General features: G+C 72.6%; 21 protein-coding genes. 7 read left to right on the forward strand and 14 right to left on the reverse strand.

What is annotated here, in order from left to right; all coding sequences use genetic code 11:
* Positions 1–38: 38 nt before the first annotated feature.
* The 6 genes from AB0B97_RS01970 to AB0B97_RS01995 all read right to left on the reverse strand — a co-directional run bounded on the left by AB0B97_RS01970 (position 39) and on the right by AB0B97_RS01995 (position 6,361).
* On the reverse strand, positions 39–833 hold the full coding sequence (locus tag AB0B97_RS01970; protein WP_357489856.1) for a maleylpyruvate isomerase family mycothiol-dependent enzyme: 795 nt from the start codon (positions 831–833) through the stop codon (positions 39–41).
* A gap of 106 nt (positions 834–939) precedes the next feature.
* Positions 940–2,433: an MFS transporter gene (locus AB0B97_RS01975; RefSeq protein WP_234588210.1), complete on the reverse strand. Its 1,494-nt coding sequence runs from the start codon at positions 2,431–2,433 to the stop codon at positions 940–942.
* 33 nt (positions 2,434–2,466) lie between these two features.
* Positions 2,467–3,078, reverse strand: coding sequence for a TetR/AcrR family transcriptional regulator (locus AB0B97_RS01980; RefSeq protein WP_357489858.1), 612 nt, complete (start codon positions 3,076–3,078; stop codon positions 2,467–2,469).
* Positions 3,079–3,235: 157 nt separating this feature from the next.
* On the reverse strand, positions 3,236–4,201 hold the full coding sequence (locus AB0B97_RS01985; RefSeq protein ID WP_357489860.1) for a Gmad2 immunoglobulin-like domain-containing protein: 966 nt from the start codon (positions 4,199–4,201) through the stop codon (positions 3,236–3,238).
* A complete protein-coding gene (locus tag AB0B97_RS01990) occupies positions 4,198–5,667 on the reverse strand; it encodes a HAMP domain-containing sensor histidine kinase (protein WP_357489862.1) in 1,470 nt (489 codons plus the stop codon). The genes AB0B97_RS01985 and AB0B97_RS01990 overlap by 4 nt, the downstream gene beginning before the upstream one ends.
* A 13-nt stretch (positions 5,668–5,680) precedes the next feature.
* A complete protein-coding gene (locus tag AB0B97_RS01995; RefSeq protein WP_357489864.1) occupies positions 5,681–6,361 on the reverse strand; it encodes a response regulator transcription factor in 681 nt (226 codons plus the stop codon).
* A gap of 231 nt (positions 6,362–6,592) precedes the next feature.
* Here AB0B97_RS01995 and AB0B97_RS02000 point away from each other — a divergent pair, with 231 nt between their 5' ends.
* On the forward strand, positions 6,593–6,958 hold the full coding sequence (locus AB0B97_RS02000; RefSeq protein WP_357489866.1) for an L-rhamnose mutarotase: 366 nt from the start codon (positions 6,593–6,595) through the stop codon (positions 6,956–6,958).
* Here the strand turns inward: AB0B97_RS02000 and AB0B97_RS02005 are convergent.
* Together AB0B97_RS02005 and AB0B97_RS02010 are read right to left on the reverse strand one after the other, a co-directional pair.
* Positions 6,955–7,905 (reverse strand): NADP-dependent oxidoreductase, encoded by a 951-nt coding sequence (locus AB0B97_RS02005; RefSeq protein WP_357489868.1) that lies wholly within the window; start codon positions 7,903–7,905, stop codon positions 6,955–6,957. The genes AB0B97_RS02000 and AB0B97_RS02005 overlap by 4 nt on opposite strands.
* Positions 7,906–8,004: 99 nt before the next feature.
* Positions 8,005–8,643: an HD domain-containing protein gene (locus AB0B97_RS02010; protein ID WP_357489870.1), complete on the reverse strand. Its 639-nt coding sequence runs from the start codon at positions 8,641–8,643 to the stop codon at positions 8,005–8,007.
* 272 nt (positions 8,644–8,915) lie between these two features.
* On the opposite strand from AB0B97_RS02010, the gene AB0B97_RS02015 reads away from it, so the two are divergent.
* A complete protein-coding gene (locus tag AB0B97_RS02015; RefSeq protein WP_234591542.1) occupies positions 8,916–9,890 on the forward strand; it encodes a GlxA family transcriptional regulator in 975 nt (324 codons plus the stop codon).
* Positions 9,891–9,980: 90 nt separating this feature from the next.
* Here the strand turns inward: AB0B97_RS02015 and AB0B97_RS02020 are convergent, their stop codons facing one another.
* Positions 9,981–10,544: a hypothetical protein gene (locus AB0B97_RS02020; protein ID WP_357489872.1), complete on the reverse strand. Its 564-nt coding sequence runs from the start codon at positions 10,542–10,544 to the stop codon at positions 9,981–9,983.
* A 221-nt stretch (positions 10,545–10,765) separates the two neighbouring features.
* On the opposite strand from AB0B97_RS02020, the gene AB0B97_RS02025 reads away from it, so the two are divergent.
* Complete coding sequence (locus tag AB0B97_RS02025) at positions 10,766–11,428, forward strand: hypothetical protein (protein ID WP_357489874.1); 663 nt, start codon at positions 10,766–10,768, stop codon at positions 11,426–11,428.
* A 27-nt stretch (positions 11,429–11,455) separates the two neighbouring features.
* Here AB0B97_RS02025 and AB0B97_RS02030 read toward each other — a convergent pair whose 3' ends face one another.
* Positions 11,456–12,307 carry a DUF3152 domain-containing protein gene (locus AB0B97_RS02030; RefSeq protein WP_357489876.1) on the reverse strand — a complete coding sequence of 284 codons (852 nt, stop codon included), beginning with the start codon at positions 12,305–12,307 and terminating at the stop codon, positions 11,456–11,458.
* A gap of 141 nt (positions 12,308–12,448) precedes the next feature.
* On the opposite strand from AB0B97_RS02030, the gene AB0B97_RS02035 reads away from it, so the two are divergent.
* Positions 12,449–12,949, forward strand: coding sequence for a SigE family RNA polymerase sigma factor (locus AB0B97_RS02035; RefSeq protein ID WP_234589143.1), 501 nt, complete (start codon positions 12,449–12,451; stop codon positions 12,947–12,949).
* Positions 12,946–13,704: a hypothetical protein gene (locus AB0B97_RS02040; protein WP_357489879.1), complete on the forward strand. Its 759-nt coding sequence runs from the start codon at positions 12,946–12,948 to the stop codon at positions 13,702–13,704. Before AB0B97_RS02035 ends, AB0B97_RS02040 begins: the two co-directional genes overlap by 4 nt.
* Before the next feature lie 18 nt (positions 13,705–13,722).
* Here AB0B97_RS02040 and AB0B97_RS02045 read toward each other — a convergent pair whose 3' ends face one another.
* Positions 13,723–16,560 (reverse strand): ATP-binding protein, encoded by a 2,838-nt coding sequence (locus tag AB0B97_RS02045; RefSeq protein WP_357489881.1) that lies wholly within the window; start codon positions 16,558–16,560, stop codon positions 13,723–13,725.
* A 206-nt stretch (positions 16,561–16,766) separates the two neighbouring features.
* Here AB0B97_RS02045 and AB0B97_RS02050 point away from each other — a divergent pair, with 206 nt between their 5' ends.
* Positions 16,767–18,524 carry a M28 family peptidase gene (locus AB0B97_RS02050; protein WP_357489883.1) on the forward strand — a complete coding sequence of 586 codons (1,758 nt, stop codon included), beginning with the start codon at positions 16,767–16,769 and terminating at the stop codon, positions 18,522–18,524.
* Between the two features lie 63 nt (positions 18,525–18,587).
* On the opposite strand, the gene AB0B97_RS02055 is transcribed toward AB0B97_RS02050, so the two are convergent.
* Positions 18,588–19,286, reverse strand: coding sequence for an SDR family oxidoreductase (locus AB0B97_RS02055; protein WP_234589150.1), 699 nt, complete (start codon positions 19,284–19,286; stop codon positions 18,588–18,590).
* 204 nt (positions 19,287–19,490) lie between these two features.
* On the opposite strand from AB0B97_RS02055, the gene htpG reads away from it, so the two are divergent.
* Positions 19,491–21,407: a molecular chaperone HtpG gene (htpG, locus tag AB0B97_RS02060; protein WP_357489885.1), complete on the forward strand. Its 1,917-nt coding sequence runs from the start codon at positions 19,491–19,493 to the stop codon at positions 21,405–21,407.
* A gap of 129 nt (positions 21,408–21,536) precedes the next feature.
* On the opposite strand, the gene AB0B97_RS02065 is transcribed toward htpG, so the two are convergent.
* Complete coding sequence (locus AB0B97_RS02065; RefSeq protein ID WP_234589153.1) at positions 21,537–22,190, reverse strand: response regulator transcription factor; 654 nt, start codon at positions 22,188–22,190, stop codon at positions 21,537–21,539.
* A complete protein-coding gene (locus AB0B97_RS02070; protein ID WP_357489887.1) occupies positions 22,190–23,362 on the reverse strand; it encodes a histidine kinase in 1,173 nt (390 codons plus the stop codon). Before AB0B97_RS02070 ends, AB0B97_RS02065 begins: the two co-directional genes overlap by 1 nt.
* Positions 23,363–23,428: the final 66 nt, after the last annotated feature.

Genomic DNA, 23,428 nt, shown 5'->3' on the forward strand with positions numbered 1-23,428 from the left:
GCGCGGGCCGGGAGCACCGGCCCGCGCGGCGTCCCGTTCTAGAAGCCGACGAAGACCCGGCGCAGGTCTTCCAGGGTCAGCAGCGAACCTGTCACCTGCACCCCGTCCGGCGTGTAGCGCGGCCCGAGCCGGCCGGTCACCAGCCGCAGCCACGCCTCGGCCGGCAGGGACAGCTCGCCGTCGGACTGCTCCGGCGCGTCGGTGAGCGTGATCTGCTCACCCAGTCGCAGCCCGAACGTGCGCTCCGGGTCCCGCAGCCGAACCAGCAGGGTGGCCTCCCGGCCGGCCAGCTCCTGCGGCCGGCTCGTCCAGCCCAGCATGCCGCCGATCTGCTCGATCAGCAGCGGCACCGCCTCCGGCGTCACCGCCGCGTACTGGTTGAACGCCACCTCGGTGTCCCACTGGTGCAGAGCGAACTCGCTGAGCCGGAACCGGGCGGCGGTGGCCACGTCCACCGGCTCCGGCAGGAAACCGAGGTTGATCCGCAACGTCGAGCGGGTGTCGGCGTCCAGCGCCTCGTACGCCTCGACCAGCCGCTGGTTGGACTCCAGGAAGCCGGCCGCGTGCTCCTCGGGGGACATGGCGTCCCAGCGCTGCCAGACGGTGCGGTTGAAGTCGCCGTCCGGGGTGGGCTTGCCCTCGATGGCGGCGGTCAGACCGGCGAGGCCGATCTCCGCGCCGCTGCCGAGGTGACTCAGCACCTGGGAGACCTGCCACTCGCTGGCACCCGAGGGGCGGCGCAGGTCGTCTTCCTTGAGGTCGCGCACGAGCGCGGCAAGCTCCTCGTGGCCCGCCCGTAGCGCGTTGATGATCTGGTCGGCAGCCGTGGACATGTGTCTCCTCAACGGATCTTCGACGATGGTCGGGACGCTACCGGACGAGTGTGCCGGCCGGGCCGCTCCCCGGTCAGGAGCGGCCCGGCCGGCCGTGTCGTCCGGCTCAGCCCATGTGCACTGTGTTGCCGGTGGGGATGTCCTCCTTGCGCACCTTCACCAGGACCAGGGTGGCCAGCCCGGCGAGCACGATCAGCGCCGCGCCCCAGGCGAACGCCACGCGGTAGCCGTGCACGAGCGCCTCGACCTGGGTGATCGGGTTCGGTGCCCGGCCGACCAGGTACGCGGCCACCGCGCTGGTGTAGAAGGTGTTCAGCAGGGCGGTGCCCAACGAGCCACCGATCTGCTGCGTCGCGTTCAGCGTCGCGCTGGCCGCGCCGGCGTCGTGCTCCGGCACCCCGACCAGCGCGAGGCTGGACAGCGGCACGAAGGTGAAGCCGAGGCCCATGCCGAGGATGACCTGGGCGGGCAGCAGGAGGGTGAGGAACGAGGTGTCCACGTCGATCTGGGTGAGCGTCAGCATCGCCACGGCGGCGAGCACGGCGCCGCCGACCATCAGCGGCTTGGCGCCCACCTTCGGCATGAGCTGGCTGGCACCACCCGCGGCGATCAGCACGCCCGCGGTGACCGGCAGCGACGCGAGCCCCGCCTCGAGGGGCTTGTACTGCAGGACCACCTGGAAGTAGAAGGTGAGGAAGAGGAACGCGCCGAACAGGCCGGCGCCGATCAGCGTGGAGGCCAGGTACGCCCCGCCCCGGTTGCGGTCCAGGATGATCCGCAGCGGCAGCAGCGGGTGGTTGGAGCGCAGCTCGATCATCACGAAGGCGGCCAGCAGCACCACACCGGCGGCGATGAAGCCGAGCGTCGCGGTGGCGTCCCAACCGTCCTCGGCGGCCTTGGTGAAGCCGTACACCAGGGAGACCAGGCCGGCGGTGACGACTACCGCGCCGGGCACGTCGTAGCGGGTGTTGCCGTGCGCCCGGCTCTCGGGCACCAGCGGGAGAGCGAAGGCGATCGCGATGGCGGCGACCGGGATGTTGACAAGCAGGCACCAGCGCCAGTCGGCGTACTCGGTCAGCACGCCGCCGAGCAGCAGCCCGACCGCGGACCCACCGCCGGCGATCGCGCCGTACACGGCGAACGCCTTGGCCCGCTCCGTGGCCTCGGTGAACAGCACCGTGAGCAGCGCCAGCGCGGCCGGGGCGAGCAGCGCGCCGAAGGCGCCCTGCAACGCGCGGGCGGCGAAGAGCATCTCGCCGGTGGTGGCCAGACCGCCCAGCGCGGACGCCAGCGCGAAGCCGACCATGCCGACGATGAACGTGCGCTTGCGACCCCAGTAGTCGGCGATCCGGCCGCCGAGCAGGAGCAGACCACCGAAGGCCAGCGTGTACGCGGTGATCACCCACTGCCGGTTCGCGTCGGTGATCCCCAGGTCCGACTGGGCCTGAGGGAGCGCGATGTTCACGATCGTGGCGTCCAGGACGACCATCAGCTGTGAGACCGCGATGACCGCCAGCGCGATCCAACGCCGCGGGTGCGGCGTGCCTGTCGACGTCCCGGCGCCGGGTGCGCCGGGGGCTGTCGAGGTGGTTCCGGGCATGGTGAAGCCTTCCGTGGTGCGGATGTCGATGGATCAGGCCTGGGACGGGCGGTCGTGCTGGTAGCGGAGCACCGGGATCAGCACCTGGTCGACGACCTGGATGAGGAACGAGTCGTCGGCGGGCAGGCCGTGCGCGACGACGCGGGACATGGTGAGCGCGGGCGCCAGGTCGTGGAACAACTCCCGTTCACCGGCATCCGGGGGGATCTCCCCACGGGCGGCGGCGCGGACGAGAATGGCGGTGCTGGCCACCCGCCCGGCGGGCAGCACCTGGTGGCGTACCAGGCGTTCCAGCTCCGGGCTGGTCCGCATGGCGAACGTCAGCGCCTGCATCAGGTCGCAGTCGGCGACGCAGATGGCGGCGGTGGCACGCAGCAGTTCGATCAGGTCGCCCCGCAGCGAGCCGGTGTCGGGTGGGCTGTGCACGCCGACCTGACGGTCGCGCAGGGCGGCGACCACCAGCTCGGCCTTGCCGTCCCACCGCCGGTAGATGGTGGCCTTGCTCACGTGTGCGCGGGCGGCGACGGCGTCGATGGTCATCCGGTCGTAGCCGACCTCGCGCAGCAGGTCGATCACCACGGCGAACAGGTCGCTGGACGTGCAGCGCGCGGCCCGAGCGGCCGGCACCCCGACGCCCGCGCTCACCTGCCGACCATCCAACACTCGACGACCCCCCGCGAAACGATGTCGTACTGACCCTAGTTCGTTGCTGGCCGTTCCTGCAGGCTTTTATGAGCTGCGTCGCACCCGGTGGACGAAACGATTACGTTTCCGCCGCACTGCGGGCGGATGAACCCCGTGGTCAGCTCCCGCTGGGGGCGAGGATCACCGGCACGGCCACGGTGTTGACCCGGGCGCCGTCGCGCGCGGAGACCTCGTACACCTCGATCGTGCCGTGCTGCTCCCGGGCCGTCCGCCAACCGACCACCAGCCGGTACGCGCCCCGGCAGCCACTGCCGCAGCTGGCGGTGCCGAAGCCGGTGGCCACCTCCCGGCCGGCGGCGTCCAACACCCGGATGCTCACCGTGGCCTCGAACACGTCGGCAGTGCCGGTGACGGTGAGCGGGGCGCTGACCCGGTCGCCGACGCTCGGGGCGGTGACCACGATCGGCGCGAGCAGGTCCGGATAGTCGGCCCGGCCCAGCGCCGCGCCGCTGCCGAAGCGGACCAACCGGACGGTGGGGAACTGGGTGAGCGTCCACACCACCTGCGCCTCGCGCAGCCGCCGACGCTGCGCCGCGTCGTCGCCGGACGCGACGGGACCGAGCGTCGCCACGCCGTCGGTGATCCGGGTGACCTCGACACCGGCCGGCACCAGGGTGACCATCCCGGTGGCGGCCTCGGCCGGCGTGGGCCCGGCGGCCAGTTCGGTGAGCGCGAGCCGGGACGTCGTGACGGTGGCCGGCCGGGTGCGCCGGGTGGGGACGAGCAGGCCGTTTCGCACGTACCACAGCTCGATCGTCACCGGGTCCGACCGGTGGGTGGCGGTGGCCGTCGGTGCCGGCGGCCGCGGCGCGGTGCGGGTGGCCGCCGGCGATGACGGTGATCCGGGCGGCGGGGTGGGCGCGGGGCTCGGGCGTCCGGCGGGCGGCGCGCTCGGCGGCGGCGCGGTGGGCGCCGCGCCCAGGACGCCGGAGCGGGGCGTGCCGCACCCGCCGACCAGGAGCACCGCGACCAGCACGGGCACGCCGACCGCGCGCCAACCGCCGTGCCAGCGCGCCCGGACCGCGCCGCGCCAGCGCGCCCGGACCGCGCCGCGCCGGTTCACCCGGCACCGCCCGTCGGGTCGGCGGTCGCCGCTTCGGCGTCCTCGTCGGGGCTCTTCGCGGGGAGTGGCACGCCGCCGGTCGGCCCGGGCGGGCCGTGGGCCGGCAACTCCAGACGGAACCGGGCACCTGCGCCCGGCGCGCTGCGGACGCTCAGCACCCCACCGAGCAGGGCGGCGTGTTCCCGGGCGATGGCCAGGCCGAGGCCACTGCCCGGCGCGGAGCGCGAGGCGTCGACCTTGTGGAACCTGTCGAACACGTGCGCCAGGTGCTCGGCGGGGATGCCCGGCCCCTGGTCGGTGACGTCGAAGACGACGAGCGCGCCCGCCCCGGTCACGGTCGCCCGGATCTCGCCGCCGCCGTGCTCGACCGCGTTGGTGACCAGGTTGGCCAGGACACGCTCCAGGCGACGCGGGTCCGTGCGCAGCGCGACCGGGTCGCCGGTGACCAGCACACGGTCCGACCAGCCGCGCGCCGCGACGATCGTGCGCAACAGCGCCGGCGCGTCCACCGGCTCGACGTTCGGCAGTTCCCGACCGGCGTCCAGCCGCGAGACCTCCATCAGGTCCTCGACCAGGCGGCGCAGCCGGACCACGTCGTCCACCAGCAGCCGCGCGGCCGGCCGGGCGTCGTCGGGCAGCCGGTCCAGCTGCTCGCGCAGCAGCGACGCCGCGGCCACCAGGGCGGTCACCGGGGTACGCAGCTCGTGCGCCACATCGGCGGTGAACCGCCGCTCCCGGGCCTGGGCGGCCGACAGGGCGGCGATCTTCGATTCCAGCGCCTCGGCCATCTCGTTGAACGACGCCGCCCAGACGCTGAACTCGTCGCGCCCGTGGACCGGCAGGCGGGTGGCGAGCAGCCCTTCGGTGAGTGCCCGGGCGGCGCGGCTGGCCCGACCCACCGGCTCCAGGGTGCGGCGGGCCAGGAGATGGCCCACCCCGGCGGCGACCAGCACGACGAGCACCCAGCCGGCCAGCAGCGCGGTGCGTACCTCACCCAGATCGGTGGCGATGTCGTCCTCCACGGTGATCACGTACAGCTCCGCGGTCGAGCCGGGGATGCGTCCGCCGACCACCAGCAGCCGGGGTCGCTGCTCCGGTGCCGAGCGCTGGTAGGCGAGCTGCCCGTCGGCGACCGAGGCCCGCAGTCGCGTGCCCAGGGCGGGGGCGTACGCGGGATGGGAGGCACGGGTCGGGCCGTCGACGAGGACGACGTGCCGCCCGCTGCCCTCGAAGCTGGCGAGCAGTTCGGTGCCGCGTTGCTCGGTCAGGGGCAGGAACTCACCGGCGAGCAGGAGTTGGTAGCGCGCGTCGGCGGCGGCCTGGCGCAGCGAGGCGTCCAGCCAGGACTGCCGCAGCACCACTGCCGCCCCACCGGCGAGCAGGCCGGCGGACACCCCGGCGACCAGCACGAACGCGATCGTCAGCCGGCGCCGCAGGCGGCCCGGCGCCACCGCTCGTCCGGCCATCGCCGACCTCCCGTCAGAGCGTGGACAGCTTGTAGCCGGCGCCGCGTACCGTGCGGATGCGCAGTGGGTGCGCCGGGTCGTCCTCGACCTTGGCGCGCAGGCGCTGCACCGCCACGTCGACGAGCCGCGAGTCGCCCAGGAAACGGTGGTCCCAGACCAGGTCCAGCAGCAGTTCGCGGGTGAAGACCTGGCCGGGCCGTCGGGCCAGCTCCAGCAGCAGACGGAACTCGGTGGCGGTCAGGGTCACCTCCCGTCCACCGCGGCGTACGACGAAGCCGCCCGGATCGATCTCCAGGTCGCCGACGGCGATGGTGGGTGACCCGGCCGGAGCGCTCGCCCGTCGCAGCACCGAGCGGACCCGCGCCACCAGCTCCGGCAGGTCGAAGGGTTTGCGCAGGTAGTCGTCGGCCCCGCATTCGAGGCCGACCACCACGTCGAGCGTGTCGGTGCGGGCGGTCAGCATGAGGATCGGCACCTGGCTCGTTCGCCGGATCTCCCGGCAGACCTCCAGGCCGTCCAGGCCGGGCAGCATGACGTCGAGCACGATCGCGTCGACCGGGTGTGCCCGCCAGGCCATGAGCGCCTGCCGCCCGTCGACGGCGGTGTCGACCCGGAAGCCGGCGCGACGCAGACCGAGGGCGGTGACCTCCCGGATGGAGGCGTCGTCCTCGACCACCAGCACGCGGCCCTCCACCACTTGAGGGTAGACCCGTCGCGACGCTGCGCAGCCCTGGCGAAACGGTCGGTGTCGGCGGCCCGGTCGGTCCCGGTGCGGCATCGGTCGCCCTCGACCTCCGGCAAGTGATCCTCGATCTTGGCTCCGGCTACCATCGGGTCGCCAACCGCACCAACGCGATGGTCGTCGATGGCCGATCCGCACCGGGCCGTCGCCACCGCGTGACCAGTTCACCTGAGAGGACACGACGTGCAACGTCATGGCTGCGTGATCCGGCTCCGTCCGGAGCACCGGGAGACCTACCTGCGCCTACACGCCGAGGTCTGGCCGGGCGTCGAGAAGACGCTGCGCGAGGCGAACTTCCGCAACTACACCATCTTCCTGCACGGCGACCTGCTCTTCGGCTACTACGAGTACGTCGGCGACGACTATGAGGCCGACCTGCGGTACATCGCCGCCGACCCGAAGACGCAGGAGTGGTGGACGTTGACCGACCCGTGCCAGGAATCGCTCGCCGAACCCGGCTCGGGGGACTGGTGGGCCCCGATGCGGGAGGTCTGGCACCTGACCGACGAGGCGACCGGGGAGGCGCCCGAGCAGACCCCGGCGGGCTAGCCCTCCGTGGTCGGGTGCGGCATCCCCTGCTCCTGCGTGACCCGGATGATCGTCTTGCCGGGGGTGCGGCGCTGACGGACGAACGCCGAAGCCGCCTCGGAGAGCGGCCGGACGGCGCTGACGATGGGCTTGAGCCGCCCGGCCCGGACGCGGTCGGCGAGGTCGGCCAGCCGGACGCGATCGGGTTCGACGACGAAGAAGATGGCACGCCCGCCCTTCGGCTGGACGGTGGGCGGCATGGCGATGGTGACGAGGGTACCGCCGGGGCGTACCAGTTCGGTCGACCGCCGGAGGATCTCGCCGCCGATGACGTCGAGCACCACGTCCACCTCGCCGACGTCCCGCAGGTCGTCGGCGTCCAGGTCGACGAAGGCCCGCGCGCCGAGGCTGAGGGCCAGATCGCGGTCGTCGGCCCGGCCGGTGCCGATCACGTGCGCGCCCACCTCCCGCGCGAGTTGGATGGCGATCGTGCCGACGCCGCCCGCCGCGCCGTGGATGAGGACGGTCTGGCCGGTCGTGAGGTGGGCGTGGTCGAACAGCGCCTGCCATGCCGTCAGGCCGGAGATGGGCAGCGCCGCGGCCACGGTGTGGTCGATGTCGGCCGCGAGCGGAGCGAGGTTGCGAGCCTCCACCGCGGTGTATTCGGCAAGCGATCCGTCGCGCGCCCAGTCGGTCAGTCCGAACACCCGCTGGCCCACGGTGAGGCCGGTGGTTCCGTAGCCGAGCCCGACCACGACCCCGGACACCTCGTGCCCGGGGACGCTGGGCGTCCGGTCGCGGCCGGCGCGATCGGTCCACGTCGCCGGCCAGTCGAGCTCGCCGGGGGTGAAACCCGCGGCGTGCACACGCACGATGACGTCGTTCTCCGCGGCGTGAGGGTAGGGCAGGTCGGTGAGGGTGAGCCCGCCGACGCCCGCGTCACGGTCGCGCACGGTGATCGCTTGCATGGTCCATACCTTTCAAGAGAATGTCGTCGCTGTCGCCCGGCGGTGTGGGCTCAGCGCCGGGTCCGACAAGTGACGCCGACCGCGTGAGCCCGCGTCCGGTCAGCTCGGCCAGGGTGAGCCGGTGATGCGCTCGACAGTCGTCACGCGCTCAAGGCCGGGGATGAAGTGTTCGAGGATGTCGGAGTTCACGGTGCCGTTCGTGGTGTCGGGGCGGTTCTTCAGCCCGTCGAACTGCGCTTGGAGGAACTCGTTCTTGAAGTCCCCACGGGGATGAACGGCGAGGATCTCGTCCAACTGGTCGCGGTCCAGCCCGTCCAGGCCGAGGCCGAGCACGTCGGTCAGGACACCGAGGTAGGTGGTGGCGATCTCCGGGCCCATCCGGTCGGGGATGCCCGGTGTGGTGTGCAGCGCGATCGCGGTCCAGACGGTCTCGGCGGCGGCCGTGGAGAACCCCCGCTCCAGGAGGAATGCGCGCGCGTGGTCGGCGCCGTCGACCTCGAAGCGCTGTTCGACGTCGGAGAACGGTGTCAGCAGACCGCTGTCGTGGAACATGGACGCCACATAGAGCAGCTCCGGATCCGGTTGCACGCCAAGCCTGCGCGCGTGCGTCAGGCCGAAGAGAAAGACGCGTCGGGAGTGGTGGTAGATGAGCGGTCCGGTCGTCTCCCGGATGTGCCTGGTCGCTTCGGCGACCGCCGCCGTATCGGGAATCTCCAACCCCGCGATGACCTCTGACATGCCCTCTGACCTTCCCGGCGCTGTCCGCTGACGTCCTTGTGGCCTCCATGCTGCCCACCGATCGTCGTGCGGTGCCGCCCTCATCCGGCCAGGAACCACTCACATCCGGACCGGGGCGTCGCGGGGGATCGACCAGAGCGCCGGTCGCCGTTCGATACGTCGCAGATCAGCAGATCACGCCACGGGCGTCCGCACCCGGCGATATCGCAAGGTGAGCGACGCCTCCAGGAGGATCGCCGTCATCTCCGGTCATGGCGTGCTACCAATACCCGGTGTCCCTGCCGCCCCACCGCGTCGCGATCTTCGTCTACGACGGAGTGACGCTGCTGGATGTCGCGGGTCCGGCGGAGGTGTTCAAGGAGGCGAACCGCTTCGGCGCCGACTACCGGATCGTGCTGCTGTCGCCGACCGGCGCGGACGTCACGACGAGCCTCGGGGTGCGGATCGCCGTCGACGGGGCCGTCTCCTCGGAGCCGGCCTTCGACACGCTACTGGTGGCCGGGTCCGACCACTATCCGCGCGCCCATGTTCCCGCCGACCTCGCGGAGGCCGCACGCCGGCCGGCGGCGGTGGCCGGACGGGTCGCATCCATCTGCACCGGGGCGTTCGTCCTGGCCGCCGCCGGCCTCCTGGACGGCAAGCGCGCCACCACGCACTGGAAGGTCGCGCACGAGCTCGCCGCCCGGCATCCGACCAGCCGTGTCGAGCCCGACGCGATCTACGTGCGCGACGGCACCACGTACACCTCGGCGGGGGTGACGGCCGGCATCGACCTGGCGCTCGCTCTCGTCGAGGAGGACCACGGGCCCGACCTGGCGCGCGACGTCGCACGCGCCCTGGTGGTGTACATGCAGCGCGCGGGCGGCCAGTCCCAGTTCTCCGCGCCGCTGCAGGGGCCGCCGCCCCGCTCGCCGGCACTGCGGCGAATCGCCGACCTGGTGACGGCGAACCCCCGCGGGCGCCACACGCTCGGTGAACTCGCCAAACACCTCAACGTCAGCACCCGGCACCTCACCCGGCTCTTTCACGACGAGCTGTCCACGACACCGGCCCGCTACGTGGAGAACATCCGATTCGACCTGGCCCGGGCGCTCCTCGACCAGGGCCACACCGCGACACAGGCCGCGACCCTCGCCGGGTTCCCCAGTTACGAGAGCATGCGTCGGGTCTTCGCCAGGAAGCTGTCGATCAGCCCCGCCGCCTACCAACGACAGTTCAGCACGGCTCGCCGCCCCCACGCGGGTTAGTGCCCGGCACCGACGGGGCTGCGGACGATCCCGCCTGGCCGCCCGCCTCGGACGGGCGGACGGCCAGGCGAACCACCCCACCGGCTCCGCTCACCACTGGTGGGCGACGTCCAGCACGATACGACTGTGTGTGCCGGGGCCGGCGAGCGTGAACGTGCGGAACGGCAACCGGGCCCGTACGCCTACCGCGAAGGTGCTGTAGCCCTCGAAACTGCCGCCGAAGACGACGTCGCGCAGCGTTGCGCAGCGCAGCAGGTTCGCGACGTGCTCGCCGACCGCGTAGGGCACGGTGCCCTGGTGTTCGGCGTCGTACGCCGGGGCCCGCAGCGAGACCCGCAGCAGCGCGCCCCCGGCGGTGTACGGGCTCAGCGCCAGCCCTTCGCCCTCGGTCCATGCTTCGCCGTAGCCGACCGCGTAACCGTCGACCGGGCCGGCGAACTCGAACACCACCCGGTCGTAGCAGTCGTGCTGCCCGGTCCGTACGTCGACCAGCGGGGCGTCGCTCAGCGCGCCGGCCGACTTCTCCGCGCTGCCCCAGGTGATCCCGCAGGACGCCGACCCGGTAGTGGTGCCGGCCGCGGTGCTGCTGCCCGCGCTGGCGACCAGGCCGGCGAGGACGACCGCCAACGCGGTGAGAGTGCTCCTGATCCTCATGGTGATCTCTCCACTCGATGCCGGGGCCACGTCGCGGCGGCGTTGCCGGTGACCCTCTGCCGTCACCGTCGTCGTGCCACGGCACGCGAGCTTCGCCGCGGCGTAACCACCGGGTAACAGTGGCCGACGGCCGGCCGTCACCGCCCCGGCGTGGCCGTGTCACCCACGCCGTCCCGCAACGCGGTACTGTGCCTGGCAGTCGACACTTTCGAGGTGGACCCGTGCCTACCGTCGTCGTCCTCGCGCTGACCCTCGCCCTCGCGCCCGCGCCGTCCCCGTCGGCCACCTCGGGCCCGGTCGGCGACCTCCTCGGCGGCGTCGGCCGGATCGTCGACGATCTCCTCGACGGCCGTCGGGCGCCGAGCGCGACACCGACGCCGACGCCGGGCGTCACCCCCACCGCGACGTCCGCGCCGACCCGGCCGCCAGCGACCGCCGACCCGAGCCCGACCGCGCCGGGTGCGACCGCCGCGCCCGCCGGGACGTCGGCCGGTGTCCGGGCTCCGGCCGCACCCGGCCGCCCGGCCGGTGGCTCCGGCGCCGACGCCCGCGATGCCGCCGGGCCCGTGCGTACCGTCGACACCCCGGCGCCCGAGGTCCCGCCGGCGCTCGCCAGCCCCGCCCGCCGTGGCTGGCCGCCGGTTTCCTACCTGCTGGTCGCGGCCGTCCTGGCGGTGCTGGCACTGCTGCTCCTGCGTCGCCGCGCGTCCGACCCCACGACCGTTGCAGCGTCGGATCCCGGTCCCGCGCCGGATCCCGACCCGAGGCCGGAACCCGACCCCGGGCCGGACAATGTCCGCCGCCTGCCGACCAGCCTCAACGCCATCTACGAGCTGGGTCGGCTGGACGAGCGGCTTGAGCAGGAACGCGGCCGCCGCACCTGACGTACGGCGGCGGCCCGGTCGTCGGGTTCACGGCGCCGCGTAGGCGCCCTCGCGTCGGGGGATCCCGTCGTCGTACGCCCCGATCGGCCCGCGGTAGCGGACCGTGCCGTTCGGGTACGGCCAGGCCCCGGCGCGGCACCCGTGCAGGCCCAACGTCTGCTGCTGCATCACCGGCGCCGGCCGGCCCCGCCCCGGGCAGCGCTCGTGACCGAACCCGAGTTTGTGCCCCACCTCGTGATTGACCATGTACTGCCGATAGGTGGCCAGGCTCGCGCCGTAGTTCGGAACCCCCATGACCCAGCGCGCCACGTTCAGGACCACCCGGGCACCGTTGCGGCACGACGTGTAGCCGTCCGGCACGTCCTGGCAGAGCGTGTCGCGGGTGCCCGGGGTCGCCAGGTAGATCGTGAAGTCGACGGGTTCGTTCGCGCCGACCCGGCGCAGCCGCCACGTCCCGTCCGCCGTCCACCCGCGTGGGTCGTTCAACGTCGCGGAGATCGCCGTGGCGATGTCGCCCGCCCGCAGGCCGCGGATGTCGCGCTCCACGGCGACCCGGTAGCGCAGCAGGCTGCCGGTGCTCCCGCCTCCACCCGTCGTCTCGGCTGCGGCCACCGACCAGCGGTTGCTGCCGGTGGCGGGATAGCTGACCGGCACCACAGTGGGCGTCGCCGCCTCGACACCGCCGCTGCCGGCCACTCCCGCCGTCCGTCCCGTCGCGGCCGGTGCTGGCGAGGACAGGCCGGCGGGGTCCGGTCCGCTCGCGGCGCCACCGGCCGATCCGTTCCCGGCGGCCGGCCGGCCACACCCGGTGACCAGCGCCACGACCAGCAGCAACACCACCGGGGACAGATGTCCCCGACGGGTAGCCTTCGTCGACATGTTTCTCTCCCCTCGCGTGCCGGTCCACGGCGACGCGGGAGAGAAGACGGGTGAGCCCGCCGGAAGGTTGACGTCGCGAGGACTCAACCTTCGCGGGCCCTCGCCCGTCTGAAAAGGGTGTGGCACGGGGGAGGGTTCGCGGTGGCGCGGGGTGACGCGGAGTTCGTCGAGTTCGCGCGCGCGGCGTCCGCGCGACTGGTGCACGCCGCGTTCCTGATGACCGGCGACCACCACCAGGCCGAGGACGCCGCGCAGACCGCGCTGGTGCGCACCTACGCGTCGTGGTCGCGGATCCACGACGACGACGCCTACGGGTACGCGCGTCGCACCCTCGTCAATCACCTGGTGGATCGGTGGCGGCGGCCGATGCGGGAGTACCCCACCGAGGAGGTGCCGGAACAGCGGCGCGGCGACGTGGCCGACGACGTGACCACCAGGGCCTGGCTGGTCACCATCCTCGGCGCGCTCAGCCCTCGCGAGCGTGCCATCGTCGTGCTGCGCTACTACTTCGACCTGCCGGAGGCGCAGGTGGCCCGGGAACTCGCCGTATCGGTGGGCACCGTCAAGAGCACCAGCTCGCGAGCCCTGGAGAAGTTGCGCACGGCGGCGCCGCGCACGGCCGACGAGGAGGCGCGTCGATGAGCGAGCTGGATCGGCTCCGTGACGCCATGCGGGCGACCGAGCGCCCCGACGCCACGCTCGACCTGGAAACCGTCATGCGTGCGGGCCGTCGGCTGCGGATCCGTCGACGGGTCGCCGGGGGCGCCGCGGCGACGGTCGTAGCGGGACTGGTCGGCGTCGCAGTGGTGGCGCTCAGCGCCCCCGGGCCAGGCGGTCCGGCGTCGACAGGTCCCGCACCGTCGGTCGCCGAGGCTCCGCCCTCCGCCGCCGCCTCGGCCTCGGCGTCGACGGCGAAAGAGCCCACGCCGCCGCCGACGGTGGCCCGCGGCGTGCCGGGTCCGAAGCCCCTGGGCCAGGTGATCGACACGGGAGTACAGCAGGGCACCGACCGTCGGGTCTACTACGTCGTCTCGGTGTCGGTGCCCGGCGTGCCCAAGGTGACCATCGGGTTGGCCGCCGGCCGTCGCGCCCCGGACGGCACGTTGCGCACGGACATCCTGGTCAACGATGTCGCCGGCGCCGACCGCCGGCCCGGGTTCCACCAGATCGGCTACGACGAGCGCTCGTCGGACGCGCCGGTGCCCACCTTCGGCTACTTCGTCGGCCCCGCCGAGCGGATCATCGGCACGGTGGACGGTCGGCAGGTCGATGCCCGGATGGCGCGCTGGAGCATGGACAAGCAGGTGGTGATCTTCTGGTTCGACCCGGCCACGCTCACTCCGGGGGAGCGCCTGGACGGCATCATCGCCCGTGACCGCGCGGGCCGTCGGCTCTGAGGCCCTGGCGGCGGTGACTCAGGCCGGGTCGGTCAGCGTCCGCTCGATGGTCACCGTCGTCCCCTCGCCGGTGGAGACCAGCCGCACGTCGCCGTACGCGTTCATCAACAGCGCGCCCCGGCCCCGGTCCATGGCCGGCCGACGGTCCCGCCAGGTGCCGAAGTCGCGCACCGAGATCCGGATCCGGTCGTCGCCCACCTGGAGCCGGACCCGCACCTCGGGGCGGCTGGGGCGTTGTGCGTGCTCGACGGCGTTGTTCATCGCCTCGGACGCGGCGAGCAGCAGATCCTCCACCACGTCCGGGTGGACGTCCAGCTCGTCCAACGCCAGCCGGACGTCCCGGCGCAGGGCAGCAGCCGAGGTGGGCACGGACGGGTACGTCCACTCCGCCGCCAGGATGTCGCCGAGCCCGTCGCCGGCCGCGTCGACCACCGACCCGCCGGCCGGCTCCCCACCAGCCGTTGCGGTGGTGGCGCGTGCGGTGGGCTCCGCCACCGGCGGGGCGGGCGCGACGGCGGTGGCCCCGGTGGATCGCGTCGACATCGGGGCGTCGAGCGCGCTCGGGCTGTCGTCGGCGGTCGTCGCGGTGGCGTCGTCGCCGGACGGGTCGGTGCGGGCGCGGCGGATGGCGGCCCGGATGCGGGCGATCAACTCCGCGGCGGCGAACGGCTTCACCAGGTAGTCGTCGGCGCCGAGGCTGAGGCCGACCACGCTGGCCTCCTCGCCGGCCCGGGCGGAGAGCACCAGCACCGGCAGCGCCCGGGTCGCCGGGTCGGCGCGCAGTCGGCGTACCAGGTCGAAGCCGTCCAGCACCGGCATCATCACGTCGGTGAGCAGGAGGTCCGGCGGCTCCCGGTGGATCGCGTCGAGGGCCTGCCGACCGTCGGTGACCGACCGGACGCGCCAGCCCTGACCGGCGAGCAGCCGACTCAGGTACGCGCGCATGTCGCTGTTGTCGTCGGCCACCAGGATCCGGGCACCGGCCAACTCGTCGGCGGCCGAGCCGGACGCCGCGGCGGGCTCGGCGATGCTGCCGCCCGGGTCGGCCAGCCATCCCGCCGCCTCCGACACGGCGGCGCGGGCCACGTCGCCCCGGCCGTTCGCTGCTGGCCCGGTCGTCACCGCGCGTCGGGCCGCCGACCACGGCAGGGCCACCGTGAAGGCGGTGCCGACACCCACCTGGCTGGTCACCCGGACCTCGCCGCCCTCCAGCCGGGTCAGCTCGTGGACCAGGGCCAGGCCGATGCCGGTGCCCTCGTGGCTGCGCGAGCGCGCGCCCTGCACCCGGTGGAAGCGTTCGAAGAGCTTTGGCAGGTCCGCCTCGGCGATCCCGATGCCGGTGTCGGCGACGGTGAGGCGTACCTCGTCGTGGTCGGCGTCCACGGCGACCCGGATGCGGCCGATGAACGTGTACTTCAGGGCGTTGGACAGCAGATTGGTGACGATGCGTTCCCAGTTGACCGGGTCGAGGGTGACCGGCCGGGGCAGTGGCGGGCAGTCGACCTCCAGAGCCAGGCCGGCCCGCTCGACGGCGGCCCGGAAGACGCTTGCCAGCTCCGCGGTGAGCGCGGCGAGGTCGACTTCGCGGGCGTCGCTGCGAGCCCGGCCGGCCTCCAGGCTGGAGAAGGTGAGCAGGCTGTTGACCAGGGTCAACAGTCGGGTGGCGTTGCGCCAGGCGGTCTCCACCCGCTCCCGCTGCCCGGGCGCCAGCGGCGCGGCGGTGTCGGCGAGCGCGTCGGCGAGCGGCCCGAGCATGAGGGTCAACGGCGTACGGAACTCGTGGCTGACGTTGGTGAAGAAGGTGGTCTTCACCCGGTCCAGTTCGGCCAGCGTCTCGGCCCGGCGGCGCTCCTGCTCGTACTCCTTGGCGTTGCGTACCGCCATGGAGACCTGTTGGGTCAGCAGTTGGTAGAAGGAGCGGTACGCCTCGTCCAGTTCCCGGTTGGGGCTGACGCCGGCCAGCAGGACGCCGAGCGGTTGGTCCTCGGCGGCCGAGGGCAGCGGCAGTGCCAGCGCGGCGGCTGTGGGATCGCCCCACGGGCCGGCGGGCAGGGTCAGCCGGTCCGCGACGCCGGTCACGTCGGTGGGGCGACCCTGCGCAGCGTCCGGGAGCGCCCAGGCGCGGGCCGCCGGGCCCGGGTCGGCCAGGTCGACGACGTCCGGCAGCGCCCCGGTCACCGCGGGGTGACCCGGGTCACCGCCCGCGCAGGCCGTCCGGCGCAGCACCGCGCCGTCGCGCAGGTAGATCGCCGCGAACGGCACGTCCAGCGGGTGGGCGCCGATCGCGTCGATCAGCCGGGCGCAGGTGGCGTCGACGTCGACGGTGCGCCCGTCGCCGCGCAGGCTCAGGTCGCGTAGCAGCCGCAGTCGCCGTTCGCCGACGACCTGCTCGGTGACCTCGCTGCACACCGTCAGCACGCCGACGGTGCGGCCGTCGTCGTCGCGGGCGGGGGCGTGCGAGACGCTGAAGTACGCCTCCTCGCGGTAGCCGGCGCGCTCCAGCAGCAGTTGCAGAGCGGGCACCCAGCTGGCCACGCCGGTCGTCATGGCCTGCTGGATGAGGGGGGCGAGGACGTCCCAGCCCTCGGCCAGGGTCACCCGTACGTCGTCGCCGAGCGCGGCGGGGTGTTTGTCGCCGATCAGGGCGGAGTACGCGTCGTTGTAGAGCTGGGAGAGGCGGTCGCCCCAGAGCAGGAGCATGGGGTAGCGGGAGGAGAGCACCACCCGCACGGCGGCCCGCAGGCTCTGCGGCCAGCCCGACACCGCCCCGAGCGGGGTGTCGGCCCAGTCCAGCTCGGCCATCAGCCGTCCGGTGTCACCGCCGTCGTCGAACAGGTCGGTGCGGGGTCGTGTCACGCTCGACCCGCCGTCATCGCTAAGCCCCCCGTTCCGGGCCCGACGACCCCTGCTGGCGTTACCTACCCATCCTGACACCTCTACTCACCTGTGCCGTCGTCGGTACCCACCGTCTAACGGGTGGGGGTTCGGGACGAACGACCGATGTCACAGACATAGATCTCTGTCAGTGTCTCGGTAATCTCTCCAACCCCCGAGGAGCCCCCATGAGAGGCAGAACGCTGAGCGCGGCAATCGCGCTCACCGTGTTCGCCGGGATGACGGTGACGCTGGCCGCCCAGCCGGTGAGCGCGTCACCCTCCGCCCCGACGACAGCGGCCCGGCCGATCGCCGCGTCCGCAGCCGTCCTGGCGGCGCCGGACATCTCCGTCACCAACGTCCAGGCGCACCTGACCCAGCTCAACTCCATCGCCAGCAGCAACGGCGGCAACCGGCGGGCCGGCTCGGCCGGCTACACCGCCTCGGTCAGCTACGTGAAGAGCAAGCTCCAGGCCGCCGGCTACACCGTCAGCGAGCAGACCTGCTCCAGCTGCACGTACCCCTCGAACAACCTCATCGCCGAGTGGTCCGGCGGCCCGACCGACCAGGTGGTGATGTTCGGCGCCCACCTCGACAGCGTCTCGGCCGGCCCGGGCATCAACGACAACGGCTCCGGCTCCGCCACCCTGCTGGAGAACGCGCTGGTCCTCGCCGCGCAGAACCCGACCATGACGAAGAAGGTCCGGTTCGCCTGGTGGACCGACGAGGAGCAGGGTCTCAACGGCTCCCGGTTCTACGTGAACTCGCTCAGCGCGACGCAGCGCGGCTACATCAAGGGCTACTACAACTTCGACATGGTCGGCTCGACCAACGGCGGCTACTTCATCAACCGGGTCACCTCCACGACGGCGGCGCCGCTGAAGGCGTACTGGGACTCGCTGGGGCTGCAGCCGGAGGAGAACGTCGAGGGTCAGGGCCGCTCCGACGACTACTACTTCCAGCAGGCCGGCATCCCCACCTCCGGCTACGCCGCGGGCGCGAGCGCCCGTAAGACCAGCACCCAGGCGGCCAAGTGGGGCGGCACGGCCAACGCCGCCTACGACTCGTGCTACCACCGTTCCTGCGACACCACCGCCAACGTCAGCGCCACGGTGCTGAACCGGGCCGCGGACGGCGTCGCGTACGCGCTGTGGCAGCTCGCCGTGGGCGGCGGCACCCCGACCAACGACTTCTCCGTCGCGGTCAGCCCCACGACGCGGACCGTGGCCCGGGGCGCCAGCACCACCGCGACGGTCACCACCGCCACCACCGCCGGCTCGGCGCAGTCGGTGAGCCTCTCCGCCTCCGGGGCGCCCAGCGGGGTGAGCGTGTCGTTCAGCCCGTCCTCGGTGACCTCCGGCGGCTCGGCCACGATGACCCTGAGCGCCTCGGCCAGCGCGGCCACCGGCACCTTCACGATCACGGTCACCGGCACCGGCTCGGTCACCCGCACCGCCAGCCTCACGTTGACGGTGACCGGCACCGGCGGCTGTTCCGGCGGGCAGGTGATCGGCAACGGTGGCTTCGAGAGCGGCAGCACGCCGTGGACCGCGTCCTCCGGCGTGATCACCAATTCCAGCAGCCAGCCGGCCCGGACCGGGTCGTACAAGGCGTGGCTCGACGGGTACGGCAGCACGCGTACCGACACCCTGTCCCAGTCGGTGACCGTGCCGGCCGGCTGCGCCAGCTACACGCTGTCGTTCTGGCTGCACATCGACACCGCCGAGACCACCGGCTCCACGGCGTACGACAAGCTGACCGTGCAGGTGGGCTCGACCACCCTGGCGACGTACTCGAACCTCAACGCCGCCTCCGGTTACGTCCAGCGCACGTTCAACGTGGCCGGGTTCGCCGGGCAGACGGTGACCCTGAAGTTCACCGGCACCGAGGACTCGTCGCTGCAGACCAGCTTCGTGATCGACGACGTGACCCTGCAGGCCAGCTGAGGGCGTACCCGTCGGAAAGGGCCGCCGCCGGATGCTCCCGGCGGCGGCCCGTCGCGTTCCAGGTCAGGGGAGCTGCGGGTAGAGCGCGGCGACACCGCCGGCGAGCCCGGCCTGCACCTGCCGGCTGACGTCGTCGGTGACGATCTCGTACGCGTCGGCCTCGATGCCGTCGACGGCGAGCCGGGCGATCACCGCCGGGTCCGACTTGGCGCCGGTGATGGTCGCCGCCATCTCGGTGTCCATGTAGCCGACGTGCAGGCCGGCGACCCGGACGCCCCGCTCGGCGAGCTGGAGGCGCAGCGCGTTGGTCATCGCCCACTCGGCGGACTTCGCGGCGCCGTACGCCCCGTGCAGGGGGAAATTCACCCAGGACAGCACGGAGAGCACGTTGAGGACCGTTCCGCCACCGTTGCCGGCGATGACCGGGGCGAAGGACCGGATCATCGACAGGTTGCCGAGGTAGTGCGTCTCCAGCTCCAGCCGGATCTGGTCCAGGTCGCCCTCCAGCAGGTCGGCCCGGCTGTCGATGCCGGCGTTGTTGACCAGCAGGTTCACGTCGCCGGCGAGCGTCGCGGCGGCGGCCACCGAGTCGGGGTCGGTGATGTCCAGCCGGACCGGCGTCACGCCGGGCAGGTCGACGGAGTCGGGGTTGCGGGCCGCGGCGTACACCGTCGCGCCGCGCGCGACGAGTTCGGCGGCGAGGTGTCGGCCGAAGCCGCGGTTGGCGCCGGTGACGAGGGCGGTGCTTGCGGCGATCTTCATGGGAGTGCTCCAGGTTCGGTCGATGCGGCACGACGGCGTTCGCCGACCGGAACGCTATCCGGCTGACTTCTGCTGAGCAAAGTCAGCTACGTCACCGCGCGCCCTCCTCGGATCGGGAATACGACCCGGACGCGGGCACGACCGCGGCGGTGACGACTCGTATCCTTTGCGCGAACCTCCGCACGAGCCGAGAAGGGAGACGGTGTGAGCAACCAGGCCGAGACGTTGGAGTTCCAGGCCGAGGCGCGTCAGCTCCTCCAGCTGGTGGTCCACTCGATCTATTCGAACAAGGACGTCTTCCTGCGGGAACTCATCTCGAACGCGTCCGACGCCCTGGACAAGCTGCGGCTGGCGACGCTCGTCGACAAGGATCTCGTCGCCGACACCGATGACCTGCACGTCGCCATCGAGGTCGACCGGGACGCCCGCACGCTCACCGTGCGGGACAACGGCATCGGGATGACCCGCGACGAGGTGGTCCGGCTGATCGGCACGATCGCCAAGTCCGGCACCGCCGAGCTGCTGCGCCAGCTGCGCGAGTCCGCCGACGCCCGCGCCTCGCAGGACCTGATCGGGCAGTTCGGCGTCGGCTTCTACGCCGCGTTCATGGTCGCCGACCGGGTCACCCTGCTGACCCGCAAGGCCGGCGAGACCGGCGGCACCCGCTGGGAGTCCACCGGCGAGGGCACCTACTCGATCGAGACCGTCGAGGAGGCGCCGCAGGGCACCGCGGTGACCCTGCACCTCAAGCCGGCCGACACCGAGGACAACCTGCACGACTACACCGCCGAGTGGACCATCCGCGAGATCGTCAAGCGCTACTCCGACTTCATCGCGTGGCCGATCCGGATGACCGTCGAGCGTCCCGGCGCCGAGGGCGAGGCGGCCACCAGCGAGGTGCAGACCCTCAACTCGATGAAGGCGCTCTGGGCGCGGCCCCGCGACGAGGTCGACGCCGCCGAGTACAACGAGTTCTACAAGCACGTCAGCCACGACTGGGCCGACCCGCTCGAGGTCGTGCACATGAAGGGCGAGGGCACCTTCGAGTACGAGGCGCTGCTGTTCCTGCCCAGCCACGCCCCGCTGGACCTGTTCTCCCCGCAGGGCCGTCGCGGCGTGCAGCTCTACGTCAAGCGCGTGTTCATCATGGACGACTGCGAGGCGCTGGTCCCCACCTACCTGCGCTTCGTCAAGGGCGTCGTCGACGCGCACGACCTGTCGCTGAACATCTCCCGCGAGATCCTTCAGCAGGACCGGCAGATCCAGATCGTGCGCCGCCGCCTGGTCCGCAAGGTCCTCGCCACGGTCAAGGACCTCAAGGCCAACCACCCCGAGCGCTACCGCACCTTCTGGACCGAGTTCGGCGCGGTGGTCAAGGAAGGGCTGATCGACGACACCGACAACCGGGACTCCCTGCTGGAGATCCTGTCGGTCGCCTCCACGCACGACGCGGCGGAGCCCACCGACCTGGCCGGCTACGTCTCGCGCATGAAGGACGGCCAGAGCGACATCTGGTACGCCACCGGCGACTCCCGGGCCACCATCGAGAACTCTCCGCACCTGGAGGCGTTCCGGGCCAAGGGCCACGAGGTGCTGCTGCTCACCGACCCGGTCGACGAGGTGTGGGTCGAGCGGGTCGGCGAGTACGACGGCCGGCCGCTGCGCTCGATCGCCAAGGGCCAGGTCGACCTGGACACCGACGAGGAGAAGCAGCAGGCCGAGGCCGAGCGCGAGCAGCAGCGGCAGGAGTTCGCCGCGCTGGTGGAGTGGCTGGGCACGACCCTCGCCGACAGCGTTCGGGAGGTCCGTCTGTCGTCGCGGCTGACCACCTCACCGGCCTGCGTGGTGGGCGACGCGCACGACCTCACCCCGACGCTGGAGAAGATGTACCGGGCGATGGGGCACGACGTCCCCTCGGCCAAGCGCATCCTGGAGATCAACCCCGGTCACCCGCTGGTCACCGGTCTGCGCAAGGCCCACGAGCAGGGCGACTCCACCGAAACCCTGACCGAGACCGCCGAGCTGCTGTACGGCCTGGCGGTGCTCGCCGAGGGCGGTGAGCTGGCGGACCCGGCCCGGTTCACCCGTACGCTCGCCGACCGGCTGGCCCGCACCCTGTAAGCCTTCTCGCGAACTGCCTCGCCTCGTCGATCATGGAGCTGTGGTGGGTGACAAAGCGCCCATCACAGTGCCTGACAGGCACCATGACTCCATGATCGACGAGGTCGACAGACCTGACGTCGCCACTGGTCAGCGGCCGGGGATCACCAGGCCGGACTCGTAGGCGATCATGACGGCCTGGGCGCGGTCACGCAGATTCAGTTTGGCGAGCAGGTTGCCGACGTGGGTCTTCACCGTGTGCTCGCTCAGGTGGTGGTGCGCGGCGATTTCGGCGTTGGACAGACCGGCCGCGATCAGGCGCAGCACGTCCGTCTCGCGGGCGGTCAGGGCGGTCACCGCGGCGGCGAGCGCCGGGTCCGGGTGGCCGCGCCGGTGTAGTTCGCCGATCACCCGGGCGGTGACGCCGGGGGCGAGCAGCGCATCGCCGGCGGCGACCACCCGGACGGCGTTGACCAGGTCGGCTCGTGGGGCGTCCTTGAGCAGGAAGCCGCTGGCACCGGCACGCAGGGCCGCGTACAGGTAGTCGTCGGTGTCGAACATGGTCAGGGCGAGGACCCGGCTCGGGGTGAGTGAGCAGACGTGCCGGGTCGCGGCGACGCCGTCGAGCACGGGCATCCGCATGTCCATCAGGACGACGTCGGGAAGGTGATCGAGGGTGGCCCGCACGGCGGCGGCGCCGTCGGCGGCCTCGGCGACCACCTCGATGTCCGGCTCGGCACCGAGGATCGTGGCGAATCCGGCCCGGAACAGGTCCTGATCATCGGCGAGCACGACGCGCAGCATCAGACGGCCGCGGGTGCGGAGAGGGGCAGGGTGGCGGTGACGGTGAAGCCGTGGCTGTCGGAGGCCGGGCCGGTGCGCAGGGTCCCGCCGCAGGCCCGGGCGCGCTCGCGCATGCCGACTATCCCGTATCCGGGCACCCCGGCGCCGAAAGCCCGGTTGCCGCGACCGTCGTCGGTGATCGACACGGTCAGGGCGTCCGCGCTGTAGCTCAGCAGGATGCGCACCGAGCGGGCCTCGGCGTGCCGGACCACATTGGTCAGGGACTCCTGCACGATCCGGTAGGCGGCGATCCCGACGTCCGCGGGCGGCTCGAACGGCCACCCGAGGGCACCACCAACCGGCGGACCGGAAGTGACCTCGGACCGCGGTCCGGCGACGGATCCGAACGGCGGGGGCGAGACGGTGAGGACGGCGTCGAGTCCGGTGGCGCGGACGCGTTCGACGAGGACGGGCAGGTGGGCGAGGCCCGGCTGGTCGAGGGACTGGTCGGCGGGTTCGTGCAGGCTGCCGACCGCGCGGCGGAGCTGGACGACCGCGTCCCTGCCGGTGGCCGCGATCGTGGCGAACGCGGCGTCGGCGCGGTCCGGGTGGGGGCGGACCAGAAGTGGTCCCGCCTCCGCTTGGACGATCATGACGCCGACCGCGTGGGTGAGGATGTCGTGCAGGTCGCGGGCGATGCGGGCGCGTTCGCGCAGCACTGCCGCCGCACGTTCACCGGCGACGCGACGATCGCGTTCGGCGAGGGCCATGGCCTGGGTACGGCGGGCACGGGCGCTGGTGCCCAGTGCGTACGAGAAGCTGTAGGCGACCACCAGGTACCGCAGCACCTCCACGTCCGGGTGTGGATAGAGCAGCGAGAACAGCAGGCCGCCGGCGGTGAGCAGGATGCCGAGCAGGCGGATCGGCAGGGCGGCCCGGGCCGCGAACGTGTAGAGGCAGACGAGCGGGCCGACCGGCAACAGCGGGGGTGCGCCGAGCGAGGCGGAGACGGTCGTGGCGAGGCCCACGGCGGCGGCGACCGTCAGCAGTGCGCGGTCACGCCACAGCACCGGGACCGAGGACGCGACCGCGAGCGGCAGCACCCACCAGGCACGTGGCCCGCCGGCCAGGGTGGGCAGCACGGTTGCGGCAACGGCGGCAACGGTGACGGCGAGATTGACGTACCGCTTCACGTCGGCAGTATGGTCCGGCCCGGCGCTGCCGCGCCTCCCTCCACAGGACCAGATCACCTCCACTTC

The sequence above is a fragment of the Micromonospora sp. NPDC049004 genome (genome assembly GCF_040649315.1).
Taxonomy (GTDB): Bacteria; Actinomycetota; Actinomycetes; order Mycobacteriales; family Micromonosporaceae; genus Micromonospora.